The 11667-nt window shown below is 61.0% G+C and carries 11 protein-coding genes and 1 tRNA gene; 10 read left to right on the forward strand and 2 right to left on the reverse strand.

Annotated features, from left to right (window positions below; all coding sequences use genetic code 11):
• Positions 1–6 precede the first annotated feature (6 nt).
• Positions 7–915: a glycosyltransferase gene (locus OIM11_02615; GenBank protein ID HJJ00030.1), complete on the forward strand. Its 909-nt coding sequence runs from the start codon at positions 7–9 to the stop codon at positions 913–915.
• 89 nt (positions 916–1004) lie between these two features.
• On the opposite strand, the gene OIM11_02620 is transcribed toward OIM11_02615, so the two are convergent.
• The gene (locus tag OIM11_02620) at positions 1005–1775 is read right to left on the reverse strand and encodes an HAD-IIA family hydrolase (protein ID HJJ00031.1); all 771 of its coding nucleotides are present in this window, start codon (positions 1773–1775) and stop codon (positions 1005–1007) included.
• A 58-nt stretch (positions 1776–1833) separates the two neighbouring features.
• Complete coding sequence (locus OIM11_02625; protein HJJ00032.1) at positions 1834–3984, reverse strand: PBP1A family penicillin-binding protein; 2151 nt, start codon at positions 3982–3984, stop codon at positions 1834–1836.
• Between the two features lie 255 nt (positions 3985–4239).
• Between OIM11_02625 and OIM11_02630 the strand changes: the two genes are divergently transcribed.
• The 9 genes from OIM11_02630 (at position 4240) to mreD (ending at position 11659) form a co-directional block, all read left to right on the forward strand.
• Positions 4240–4407: a 4Fe-4S binding protein gene (locus OIM11_02630; GenBank protein ID HJJ00033.1), complete on the forward strand. Its 168-nt coding sequence runs from the start codon at positions 4240–4242 to the stop codon at positions 4405–4407.
• Between the two features lie 84 nt (positions 4408–4491).
• Positions 4492–5826, forward strand: a complete 1335-nt coding sequence (rlmD, locus tag OIM11_02635; GenBank protein HJJ00034.1) for a 23S rRNA (uracil(1939)-C(5))-methyltransferase RlmD — start codon at positions 4492–4494, stop codon at positions 5824–5826.
• Between the two features lie 21 nt (positions 5827–5847).
• Positions 5848–5924, forward strand: a tRNA-Arg gene (locus OIM11_02640).
• Positions 5925–6036: 112 nt separating this feature from the next.
• Positions 6037–6567 carry a peptidylprolyl isomerase gene (locus tag OIM11_02645; GenBank protein HJJ00035.1) on the forward strand — a complete coding sequence of 177 codons (531 nt, stop codon included), beginning with the start codon at positions 6037–6039 and terminating at the stop codon, positions 6565–6567.
• 33 nt (positions 6568–6600) lie between these two features.
• Positions 6601–8277 (forward strand): tetratricopeptide repeat protein, encoded by a 1677-nt coding sequence (locus OIM11_02650; protein HJJ00036.1) that lies wholly within the window; start codon positions 6601–6603, stop codon positions 8275–8277.
• A gap of 63 nt (positions 8278–8340) precedes the next feature.
• The gene (gene ndk, locus OIM11_02655) at positions 8341–8742 is read left to right on the forward strand and encodes a nucleoside-diphosphate kinase (protein HJJ00037.1); all 402 of its coding nucleotides are present in this window, start codon (positions 8341–8343) and stop codon (positions 8740–8742) included.
• A 186-nt stretch (positions 8743–8928) separates the two neighbouring features.
• Complete coding sequence (locus OIM11_02660) at positions 8929–9969, forward strand: rod shape-determining protein (GenBank protein HJJ00038.1); 1041 nt, start codon at positions 8929–8931, stop codon at positions 9967–9969.
• A gap of 60 nt (positions 9970–10029) precedes the next feature.
• Positions 10030–11100, forward strand: coding sequence for a rod shape-determining protein MreC (gene mreC, locus OIM11_02665; protein ID HJJ00039.1), 1071 nt, complete (start codon positions 10030–10032; stop codon positions 11098–11100).
• Positions 11093–11659 (forward strand): rod shape-determining protein MreD, encoded by a 567-nt coding sequence (gene mreD / locus OIM11_02670; GenBank protein HJJ00040.1) that lies wholly within the window; start codon positions 11093–11095, stop codon positions 11657–11659. The genes mreC and mreD overlap by 8 nt, the downstream gene beginning before the upstream one ends.
• Positions 11660–11667 lie beyond the last annotated feature (8 nt).

Below are 11667 nucleotides of genomic sequence, written 5' to 3' on the forward strand. Positions count from 1 at the left end.
GGAGTCATGAGCAGCATCGCACGTGTGCTCGTTCTCATGGCCACCTACAACGGCCAAGAGCATCTTGCCGAGCAACTCGATAGCATCTTGAGCCAGGAGGGCGTCGAGGTCTTCGTGCGCGTCTCCGATGATTGCTCGACCGACAGTACCTTTCGGATTCTCGAGACCTATGCTTCCGAGCACGACAACATCGAGATCATCTACAACAGCACGCACCAGGGCAAGACGCGCACCATCATGCAGCTCGTCTACGATGCGCCGGTCGAGGAGTTCGACTACATTGCGCTTGCGAACCAGGACGATATCTGGCTTTCCGGCAAGCTCGCGGCCGGTACCGACCACATCTCGGCGAACACGAGCCGTCCCGAGCTCTACTATGCGGGCAGCGTTTGCATCGATGCGCGGGGCAGGGTGATTGGCGACGAATTCGACGGGTACGAGGTCTGTGCGTCGCATCCGGGCAGCCTCCTGCTCGTACGCAACTGGGCTCTGGGCTGCACGATGCTCATGAATGGGGCGCTCGTTAAGCTACTGCGCCGCCGTCCCGTCTTCGATTTCGCGCGCAGCTACGATACCTGGATTCACGCAGTCGCGCTCTACTGCGACGGCTACGTCTTTTGCGATTTGCCACATCGTTACGTCGATAGACGCCTTGCGCCAGGGCAGTCAGTGCTGCCTGCCTGCGATGACCTGGACCCCGAGCTTGCGGACCAGGCGACCACCATGGCGCGGGTGCTTTTGCGCGAGTACGAGCGAGCCATGAATCCGGATGCCGCCAAGCTCGTCGAGGCGGTCGCGGTCAGGCATGTTTCGGCCAAGGCGCGTCGCTTTCTTGCCGGACGCACGGACATCATGTTGCCGACGAATCCACGCACGAGCAAGCTGCGCTGGAATATCCTGAGAAGCAAGTTCTAGGCCGGCGGGTGAGACACATTGGACAGGTACATCTGTCTCACTGCATGCAGTGAGACAGATGTACCTGTCCAATGTGTCTCACCCGCCGGCTACTCCGGTTTTGCTGGTTCGCCGATGAGGTTAAGCAGCTCGCCGACGTTTTCCACGCTCACGGCATCTCCGTAGACATGCGAGCTAATGATGATTGCGGGACTGCCAAACTTGCCCGCCATGACGATGTCGGTGTCGTAGTTGTCACCAACGACGAGAATCTCCTCCGGCGCCAGACCGAGTTGCTCGCTGACCTCCTTGAGCATGAAGGTATTGGGCTTGCCGATCGTGAGGTCGACCATGCGCCCCGAGCACCACTCGACCGATGAGACCATGCCGCCGCAGCCGGGCATGAGGCAGTCTTCCTCGCCCGGATAGGAGCGCTCCTTGTTGCAGGCGATGACCTTGTCGACCTTGAGGGCGACGTTGCTGGCAATGGCGAGCTTCTCATAGTCGAATTCCGGGTCTAGACCGATGAGCATGTTCTCGGCCTCGTCGGGCTCGACGGAATGCACGCTGAGCTTTTCGCACTCGCTGACGAGGTTCTTGGAGCCGCATACGTAAATGTTGGTGAGGCGCTCGCGATGCGCGTAAAGAGCCGCAGCGTATCCGCTCGTCAGAACCTCTCTGAAAGTGCAGTCGATGCCCATGTTGCGTAGCTTGTGAAAGATCTGGGAGCGGGTCTCGGAGGAGTTGTTAGTGAGGAAGAAGACGGATTTGCCCAGCTTGCGACAATGGCGAATGACCTCGTCAATGCCGTCGATGAGCTTGGAGCCCCGGTATACCGTACCGTCGAGTGCAAACGCGACGGCCTTTGTATCTTCAAACATGCGGTCTTTCCTCCTGCGGGAATACTATCACAGCGTCAATGGTTCCTCTGGCCAACGCTTATTCGGCCGGGGATTCGGGTGCAGGCTCACCGCCGCCACCTTCGTCACCGCCGCCCTCATTGCCGCCTTCCGAGCCTGGGTCACTCGGCTCCTGGGGCTGCTCGGGATTGGGAGCGTTCGGGTCTGCCGTTGAGCTTGCGTTTGGGTCGGTCGAGGAGCTGCTCGTGCTCGAGGACTCTTCGGGGGGCGTCCAGTCGTCGTCTCCGCCAATGATCGTGACGTCCTTGGTGAAGTCCCAGGTGCGTGCCGGCTTGTAGTTGATCTTCTCGCTCGTCGAGGGGAATTGCTTGATGGGTTGACCTGCGAGTGCCGCGTTCATGAAGTCGCGCCAGATGGGGCCACAAGTGCTGCCGCCGTACATCGAGGTTTCGCGTTCGATACGATAACCCGCCCAGACAGCCGTGGAGTACTGCGGCGTGAACCCGCAGAACCAGAGGTCACGACCATGCTCGGAGGTGCCCGTCTTGCCGGCGCAGGGCTGGCCGTTGCTGAGGTTGGCACTCGTGCCCGTACCCGAGCTAATGACGCGCTCGAGAATGTCGGTTGCCTTCTGCGCGACGGCTGCCGAAAGCACTCGCTGTGGCTGCTCGGCCTCGTGCGTGTAGACGGTCTTGCCGGAAGGGTCGACGATCTCGGTGACGGCGTAGGGCTCGTAGTAGTAGCCGCCGTTGGCGATCGTGGCGTAGGCACTTGCCATCTCGAGCGGGTTGACACCGCTTGAGCCAAGCGAGACCGTGTCGTCTTTCTCGAGCTCGGACTTGATGCCGCAGGCGTGGGCGATGTCGATGGTCTTCTGCGCTCCGATGGCGTGGACGAGTTGTGCGTAGACGGTATTCACCGAAGAGATGGTGGCATCGGTGACGCTCATCGATCCGTGTCCGTGACCCTCGGAGTTGTTGACGGTCCAGTCCTTGCCGACCTGCACCGGGCTTGAGGAGTCGATGTAGGTGTTATCTGGGTCGAGCCCCTCGTTGAGGGCGGAGAGCAGGGTGAAGGTCTTGAAGGAGGAGCCAGCCTGGCGACTCATCTGCGTGGCGAGGTTGAACTTGTTGGTTTCGTAATCCCTGCCACCGACCATGGCGACGATCTCTCCGTCGTCAGGGACGACGGAGACGAGAGCGGCATCGAGCTGGCTGTCGCTCCAACGCATGTTTTGCGAGATGGCGTCGTTGGCGTCCTTTTGCAAATCGGGGTCGAGCGTCGTGTACACCGTCAGGCCGCCATGCGCGATGACGGTGGCGGGAAAACGCGGGTTCTCGTCGAGTTCGCGACGCACGTAGTCGATGAAGTAGGGGGCGATGTCGGAGATGGTCTCGTCAGTCATCTTCTCGGTCGAGAGCACGGGCGTGTCCGCGAGCGCCTCGTCGTATTCGGTCTGCGTGATATAGCCGTTCGAGAGCATGCGCTGCAGCACGGTTGCGCGGCGTGCCATCGCCTTGTCCATGTGCTCGCGGGGGTTATACGCATTGGGCGATTGCGGGATGCCGACGAGCAGGGCCGCCTCGGAGAGCGTGAGCTCGTCGGCGTGCTTGCCGAAGTAGTCGCGGCTTGCCGCCTCGATGCCATAGCAGCCATCGCCGTAGTTGACGACGTTAATGTACATCATGAGGATGTCATCTTTGCTGTACTGACGCTCGACCTGCGAGGCGATGTACATCTCACGCACCTTGCGCTTGATGGAGATGTCGTTCATCTCGTCGAGCAGGACGGTATTGCGCACGAGCTGCTGGGTGATGGTCGAGGCTCCCTCGGAGGCGCCGCGGGAGGCGGCGTTGACGATGACGGCACGGGCAATGCCGATGGGGTCGATGCCGCCATGCTCGTAGAAGCGCTCGTCCTCGGTTGCGATCGTTCCCTCGAGCACGTAATCGACGACCTCGTCCTGCGTAACCTCGATGCGATTTTCGAGATAGAGCTTTGCGAGGACCGTCTCGCGGTCATTCGCGTAGATGGTCGTGATGCCCGTGTTCGCGTACGAACTGATGGTGCTGTAATCGGGCAGGCCTATGAGCCAGGTCGCGCCTACCACGCAGGCAAGGACAACCACCAGGCAAAATGCTCCGGCGATACATCCAAGAATGGTGAGGAGATTGACTGAGCGTCGCTGTGATTTCTGGCGGCGTTTGCGGTTACGGCTTGACGAGGGCAACTCGGTCTCCTTTCGATGTGAGCACATTATGCCCTAAATACGCGCGCATGGTATTGAACTGCGTTCAAAATTCACCGAAGGTGTCACAACGCGCGTCTTGTGTTGTCGTCCGAACGCAAAAGTCTGTTGCGTCTGCTGTCGTTTACCGCTCTGCATGCAATCGAGCGGCATCACGCCTCCCATTTTGGCTACAATCTGCTTCGTGTTGTTTTTTGACAGCCCGCAAGGTGCGGGCTGTAGAGAAGGAGGATTCCCATGGCCGTAACTGTGAACGAGGATACCTGCATCGCCTGTGGCGCTTGCGCAGATGCCTGCCCCGTCGACGCGATCACCATCGCCGATCATGCCGTGGTCAATGCCGATGAGTGCATCGATTGCGGCTCCTGCGTCTCCGTGTGCCCGACCGATTCGCTGAGCCTCTAAGCATCAGGTACATGAGCAAGGGCTGTCGAGAGGGGTGAATCCTCTTTTGGCAGCCCTTCGTCATGTCCGAAGGTAATTACTCCTATGAACACCGAGACAATTTCCATCGAATCGCTCGCGTACGGCGGTGATGGCGTAGGCCATCTTGCCGATGGGCGCGTCGCCTTCGTCGCAGGGGGCTTTCCCGGTGACGAGTGTCAGGTCGCGTACGTGAACACCGACGATCGCTTCGTGCGCGCAAAGCTCGAGAACCTCGTCGAGGCGTCTCCCGAGCGCGTGCAGCCCCTTTGCCCCGAAGCCGCGAGCGGCAGGTGCGGGGGCTGTCCCTGGGCCGGCCTTGCCTACGATGCGCAGCTGCGCTGGAAGCGCCAGGCCGTCATCGATGCGCTCGAGCGCATCGCGCACATGGATGCCGCCTGGGTCGATGCGCACGTGCCCGCGTGCATCGCGAGCAAGCGCGAATGGCATTACCGCAACAAGGTCGAGTTCGAGGTCGGGCTTGACGTGGCGGGACGCTTCACGCTCGGCATGCATGCGCGTGGCGGCGACTTCACGCCGATTTCGAGTTGCGCGCTCATCCCCGGCAAGTTCTCGCAAGCTCCCAAGGCGCTTACGGGAGCGCTGCGCTTTGCCGCCGGCCAGGAAGATCTCGGCATCGAGCGCGTGGGCATCCGCGTTTCGACACGCACCAACGACGTCGAGGTTGCCCTTTGGACGAGCACGGGACGCTTTCCGCGTGCGCGCGTTGCGCAGGTGGTGGGCGAGAGCATGTCCGTGAAGGGCCTCGGTGTGACACGGGTGCTGCTCAAGGGCTCGGCAAAGGAGCGCAAGGTTGCCGGTGTCGAATCGCTGCGGGGACGCGGGTCCTGGAACGAAGTCATCAATGGCATGAACATGCTCATTTCGGCGCCTTCGTTTTTCCAGGTGAACACGCCAGGTGCCGAGGTGCTCACGCGCCTCATCTTCGAAGGGCTACATCCCAACGGGCTCGATTACATGCTCGACCTCTATTCGGGGGCCGGAACCTTCACCTTGCCGCTTGCGCACGAGGTACAGCGCGTTGCGGCGGTCGAGTCCGCTGGCTCGTCGGTACGCGACTTGCGACGCAATCTCGAGCGCAACAAGCTGGACGCTGATGTCATCGGGGGCGATGCCGCACGCGAGCTGAGTGGCCTGGGTGCACCCGACAAGGTCGTCGTCGATCCTCCGCGCAGCGGCTTGGGCGAGAAGGCCATTCAGGGCCTGTGTGCGAGTGGCGCTCGCGCAATTGCCTATGTGTCGTGTAATCCGACGACGCTTGCCCGCGATCTGGTCCAGCTCCAGGCGGGGGGTTATCAGGTGGAGCGCGTAACTCCGGTCGACATGTTTCCGCAAACCTACCATGTCGAGACGGTCGCGATTCTCACGAAGACGTCCTAGATGTGGTAGATTTACAAACCAGTCCCCTTAGCTCAGCTGGATAGAGCGTTTGCCTCCGGAGCAAAAGGCCGCAGGTTCGAATCCTGTAGGGGGCACCAGAAAAACCGCAGGCCAGGGGCTATTGCCGCTGGCCTTTTTGCCGTCTGTTCACTTATCGTCTAAAATCATAGAGTTTAGCAACTTCATCATGTACTACATTCAGGAGGAACAATGGCTCTGTATACGCCGGAATATAAGCCCAATGGCAAGGAAATCGCCATCATCACGACCGATGAGGGCACGATTCGCGTCCAGCTTCACGGCGAGGATGCGCCCATCCACGTCGGCAACTTTGTCGAGCTCGCGCAGAAGGGCTTCTATGATGGTCTGAAGTTCCATCGCTATGTGCCGGGCTTTGTCATCCAGGGCGGCTGCCCCAATACGCGTGACATGTCCGCTGCCGACGTTGCCGCTGGCAAGAGCGGCCCCGAGGGCATGCCGGGTACCGGCAACCCTGGCTATTCCATCAAGGGCGAGTGGAAGACCAACCCCAACAACTCGCACGAGGATGGCACTCTGGCAATGGCACGCAGCTCCATGCCCGACTCCGCCGGTAGCCAGTTCTACTTCTGCCTCGGTCCCCAGCACTTCCTCGATACCGACTACACGGTTTTCGGCGACACCATCGAGGGTCTCGACGTCATCAGCAAGCTTCGCGCTGGTAGCGTCATCGAGAACATCACGATCGAGAACGCAGACTAGTAGGCGCACGTCTACCAAAGGGAGCTTTCCATCATGAAAGTCGAGGTTTTCAAAGAGGCGCAGGAAGCCTATGCCAAGGGTGACTACAAGGCTGCCCTCGAGGGCTTCATCGCCTGCACGCATGACGTTGCAGGTCTTGCGCCCGCCGACCTCAGCAAGTTCTACCACCTCATTGGCAATTGCTACGTGAAGAGCAATGACCCGCGCTCTGCCGCCGAGTACTATCTCAAGGCGCTCACGGGCAGTCCCGAGAAGCGCAAGCCGTCGCTCTACGTCAACTTGGGCACGGCGTTGCTGGGCACGAAGGATTACGAGAACGCGCTCGAGGCATTCGGGCGCGCGCTCGACTATCCCATCTACACGACGCCCTATAAGGCGTATGCCGGTATCGGTGCCGCGCAACTCAAGCTCGGCAACATGGTCGAGGCGGGCGCCGCATATCGCGAGGCCGCGCTCGATCCCGCCAATCCGGCTCCTGCCAAGTCGCTCGTCAACCTGGGCGTTTGCTTTATGGAGCTCGGACGTCCCGAAGATGCCGTTTCCGTGTACGAGACGGCCCTCGATTTCGATCTCGACGATCGCGCCCGTGCGAAGGCCTACGCTAACCTAGGCCAGGCCTACATGGCACAGGGCCGCGTCCCGCGTGCGCTCAACGCCTTCGAGAAGGCCGAGGAAATCGGCGAGGAAATGCCCTCGCTTGCCATGCACGATTACGAGATCGCACGCACGCTCAAGGAGCGTGTCGACTCGCGTGCGCCTGGCATCCTCGACACGGGCTACATCCTGCCCGTCGCCACTGACGCAAGCGCGCCCGAGGAGGCCGAGGACTTCGACCCGTTTGCTCCGCGTGATGCGCAGGACACGGCTCAGGATGACACACGGCCAACCGAGCAGACGCAACCGGCGGCACCTGTCGAGGCTGCGGGCGAGACGCTTGACCCCTCGCGGGCGCAGACGATTGCCATGGAGGCGCTGCCCACGCCGCTTCCGAGCGACAACGCGAGTGATGCGGATGCCACGGGCAAGATCGAGCTCCCTCAGGAGGCCGGTCCCGCCTCGCAGGGCGATGCATCTGGCGAGCAGGTATATGATTCCGGTCTCGACGAGACGCCCTTCACCTACAACGAGCAGCCTGGCTACGAGTACGGTGTCGCCTTCGACTTCGGCGACGAGTACGCCGACGTGCGCGAGTCTGCCGAGCTCATGGATTCCACGGAGATGCACATGCCCTCGCCCGAGGACACGGCCTTCTTCGACATCACCGAGCAGCAAATCAAGAGCAACGCACGTCAGGGCAAGCGCCAGAACCGCAAGGCGCGTGGTTGCGGCTTGAAGATTGCCATCGTGTTCGTCGTCCTCTGCATTCTCGTTGCCGGCGCAGCCTGCGCCGCCTACGTACTTGGCTACGGGTACCCGTTGCAGGAGACGGTCACCGAGGACTTCTTCGCCGCCGTCCAGAACGATGGTGATACAAGCCAGTACTGGGCCAAGGACGTGAGCCCGAGCATGCAACGTGCCCAGGAGGCATCGCTGCAAGACCTGACCTCCTATAGCGTTGAGGCCGTGCAACGCAGCATGGACCAGACTGCGGTCTTCGTGAAGGCCACGCTCGCGCAAGGTGGCACCATCGACTATGAGGTCGTTCTCACGCGCAACGGCATCTCGTGGGCAATCGAGTTCGTTCAGCTCTACTTCCCGAGCGAGCAGTAAAAGAAACACCAGATAAGGCCCGGGTCACGATGACGCGGGTGAAAGTGAAAGGATTGAAGCAAGATGATCGAGAAGACTTACACCATGATTAAGCCGGACGGCGTTCGCAACGGTCACATCGGCGAGATCGTGAACCGTTTCGAGCGCGTGGGCCTTACCGTCGAGCGCATGGAGCTCGGCATGGTGAGCGAGGAGCTCGCCAAGGCCAACTACGCCGAGCATGAGGGCAAGCCCTTCTACGAGGGTCTCATCGCCTACATCACGAGCGGTCCGGTTGTGAAGATGGTCGTGAGTGGCGAGAACGCCGTTGCCACCGTGCGCAAGCTCATGGGCGCCACCAACCCGGCTGATGCCGCTCCGGGCACGATTCGCGGCGACTTCGGCTTGACCATGGACGAGAACGTCATCCATGGCAGTGATTCCGTTGCCAGCGCCGAGCGCGAGATCGGCGTCTTCTTCGGCTAGGAGATTATCTTGAGGCGAAGGCCCGTCTGCGATGGCGGGCCTTCGTGCGTTACCTTTTATTTTCAAAACCGTAGCAATTTATGTGGAATAGGTTCAGATTTGGCAGCAGTCCCGATTGAAAAACGGTGCCGTGCTACACTTGCAGGCCACGCTTCAAATATGAGCCAGATAAAGTAAGGAGCGACTATGTCGCTGACAGACAGACTCTTTGGCAATTTCGGTAGCGATATGGCTATCGACCTTGGTACGGCTAATACGCTCGTGTCCGTGCGAGGTCAGGGTATTGTCATCAACGAGCCTTCGGTTGTCGCCATCGAAAAGCAGGACCAGCGTGTTCTGGCCGTTGGCGCCGATGCCAAGGAGATGCTCGGCCGCACGCCGGGCAGCATCATCGCCATGCGTCCACTCAAGGACGGCGTCATTGCCGACTTCGATGTGACCGAGGCCATGCTCCGTTACTTCATCTCGCGCGCCCAGGGCAAGCGCATGCCGTGGCATCCCAAGCCGCGCGTCGTCGTCTGCGTTCCCAGCGGCGTCACTTCCGTCGAGAAGCGCGCCGTCTTCGAGGCGACCATCACGGCTGGCGCACGTCAGGCCTTCCTCATCGAGGAGCCCATGGCCGCCGCCATCGGCGCGGGCCTGCCCGTCGATAGCCCGACCGGTTCCATGGTCGTCGACATCGGTGGCGGTACGACCGAGGTCGCCGTCATCAGCATGGGCGGCATCGTCAACGCGACGTCCATCCGCATCGCGGGCGACGCGTTTGACGCGGCTGTCGTGCAGTACGCCAAAACCCACTACAACATTGCCATCGGTGAGCGCACGGCAGAGGAAATCAAAATCACCATCGGCTCGGCGGCATCGCTTGTCGAGGAGGTCGATGTTGAGGTGCGCGGTCGTGACCTTTTGTCGGGTCTGCCGCGAACCGTGCGAATTGAAAGCGAAGATGTGCGAGAGGCTCTCGAGGAGCCCATTGCCAAGATGATTCAGGCGGTCAAGGACACGCTTGACGAGACACCGCCTGATCTGGCAAGCGACCTCATGGAATACGGTATCACGCTCACGGGCGGTGGCGGTATGCTGCGCGGCCTCGACGAGCGCTTACGCGCCGAGATTGGTGTTCCCGTGCACGTGTCAGAGACGGCTCTCATCAACGTTGTCGAGGGCTGCGCCATGGTTCTTGAGGCACCTGATTTTCTCTCGCAATCATACATGCAGCAGAGGTAACGCTTCATGCCTGGACTCTCGTTTAGCAACCAGAGTCAGAACAGACGCTCGGGTCTTTGGTTGATTCCGATTGTTCTGATTGTCATATCTGTCATGCTCATCACGCTGTGCGTGCGCTTTGGGAACTCGGGCCCCTTCGCGGTCGCGCGCGGCGTCGTGCAGACCGTGACCCAGCCCATCGCGCAGGTCTGCTCCGTCGTCTCGACGCCCTTTGCAAACGTCGGTGCTGTCGATATCGATGAGGAGGTCGCACGCCTTCAGGAAGAGAACAGCCAGCTACGCACGCTCGTGGCAGAGCTCGAGGAGTACCGTCAGCAAGACCAGCGCCTTACCGCGATGCTGCAGTTCTCCGACATATACGGCTTGGAGACCCTGAGCGCAGAGGTCATCTCCATGACCTCCGGCTGGGATCGCACCGCGACCATCAACAAGGGATCGCGTGACGGCGTGCGTGTCGGCATGGGCGTCATGAGCACCTGTGGTCTCTACGGGCAGGTCGAGTCCGTGACCGAAGCCGCGAGCGTCGTGCGCCTCATCAATGACCCGAATTCGTCCGTGGCGGTCATGGTCCAGAACTCGCGCGCACACGGCATCATGCACGGTTCCTACGACGGTACGCTCACCCTCGAATACGTGCCAATCGATGCAACCGTGGGCGAAGGCGATATCGTCATCGCGTCGGGAAGCGGCGGAACCTATCCGCGCGGTATCGTCGTCGGCACCGTGCGCGCCATCGAGGCAGACTCGTCCAAGCTCTATCACCGCATTACCGTCGACCCGCTCTTCAACATCGAATCCTGCGAGGAAGTACTCGTCTTGACCGGCAACGAAACCGAGACCGAGCGCATCCTGAACGAGGAGCTCCTGCAGCTCATCATCGACTCGGCCAACTCGGTGAATGCCTCTTCCGCGAGGGTCGGAGCCATCGCCAAGGCACTACTCAACGAGGCGAACGAGGCATACCGCGCCGCCGAGGCCCAGCGCAGGGCAGAAGAGCAGGCAGCACGCGAGAGGCAAGCGGCCGCAGGGGACCAGACGGGTTCCGGCAGCTCCGGTTCTGGTTCGGGCTCAGGCTCGGGCTCGGAAGGCGAAGCCGGTACGGGTTCAAGTGGAGGTGGTGCCGGTGAGTAAGCAGACGGTCTACCTCATCACCATCGTCCTATGCATCCTGTTGCAGGCAGGCATCGCCCCTGCCATTGCCATCATGGGATGCAGGCCCAACTTCTTGCTCATCCCCGTGCTCCTCATCAGCATGCGCTCGGGGACGGCCGCCGGAAGTATCACGGGCTTCTCCCTCGGCTTGCTCTACGACCTCATGGGCAGTGGCACCATTGGCTGCATGGCCCTCGTGCTCACGCTCATCGCCTTCATCGTGGGTGTCGCGGGCGAGAGCATGGATTTGCTCACACCCATCGTGACCATTGGCGTCGCCGTCCTCTCGTCGCTTTTGCTTGAGATCGGCTATGGCATCGCCGCCATTCTCACGTCTTCGGAGGGCGGTGGCGTCATGTCGACGATGTTGAGCTATTCGCTTCCCTCGGCCCTGTACACGGCCGTGTTCGCGGTCATCGCTCTCGTTACCATTGGCCTGGTAATCGCCGATGACAGCGCGGGCATGCCCACGCGTCTGGGCGAGCACCGCGACGGGAACAAGCGCGCGATGTCCCACATGAAGTCACGTCTCAAGTAGGGAGATGA

It is taken from the genome of Coriobacteriaceae bacterium (assembly GCA_025992705.1).
Taxonomy (GTDB): Bacteria; Actinomycetota; Coriobacteriia; order Coriobacteriales; family QAMH01; genus QAMH01.

Excerpts from the sequence above, each read along its gene's own strand:
- OIM11_02615 (HJJ00030.1), top strand. The coding sequence starts at position 7 with ATGAGCAGCATCGCACGTGTGCTCGTTCTCATGGCCACCTACAACGGC.
- OIM11_02645 (HJJ00035.1), top strand. The coding sequence starts at position 6,037 with ATGGCTCTGTATACGCCGGAATATAAGCCCAATGGCAAGGAAATCGCC.
- rlmD (HJJ00034.1), top strand. The coding sequence starts at position 4,492 with ATGAACACCGAGACAATTTCCATCGAATCGCTCGCGTACGGCGGTGAT.
- OIM11_02660 (HJJ00038.1), top strand. The coding sequence starts at position 8,929 with ATGTCGCTGACAGACAGACTCTTTGGCAATTTCGGTAGCGATATGGCT.
- OIM11_02620 (HJJ00031.1), bottom strand. The coding sequence starts at position 1,775 with ATGTTTGAAGATACAAAGGCCGTCGCGTTTGCACTCGACGGTACGGTA.
- OIM11_02630 (HJJ00033.1), top strand. The coding sequence starts at position 4,240 with ATGGCCGTAACTGTGAACGAGGATACCTGCATCGCCTGTGGCGCTTGC.
- OIM11_02650 (HJJ00036.1), top strand. The coding sequence starts at position 6,601 with ATGAAAGTCGAGGTTTTCAAAGAGGCGCAGGAAGCCTATGCCAAGGGT.
- ndk (HJJ00037.1), top strand. The coding sequence starts at position 8,341 with ATGATCGAGAAGACTTACACCATGATTAAGCCGGACGGCGTTCGCAAC.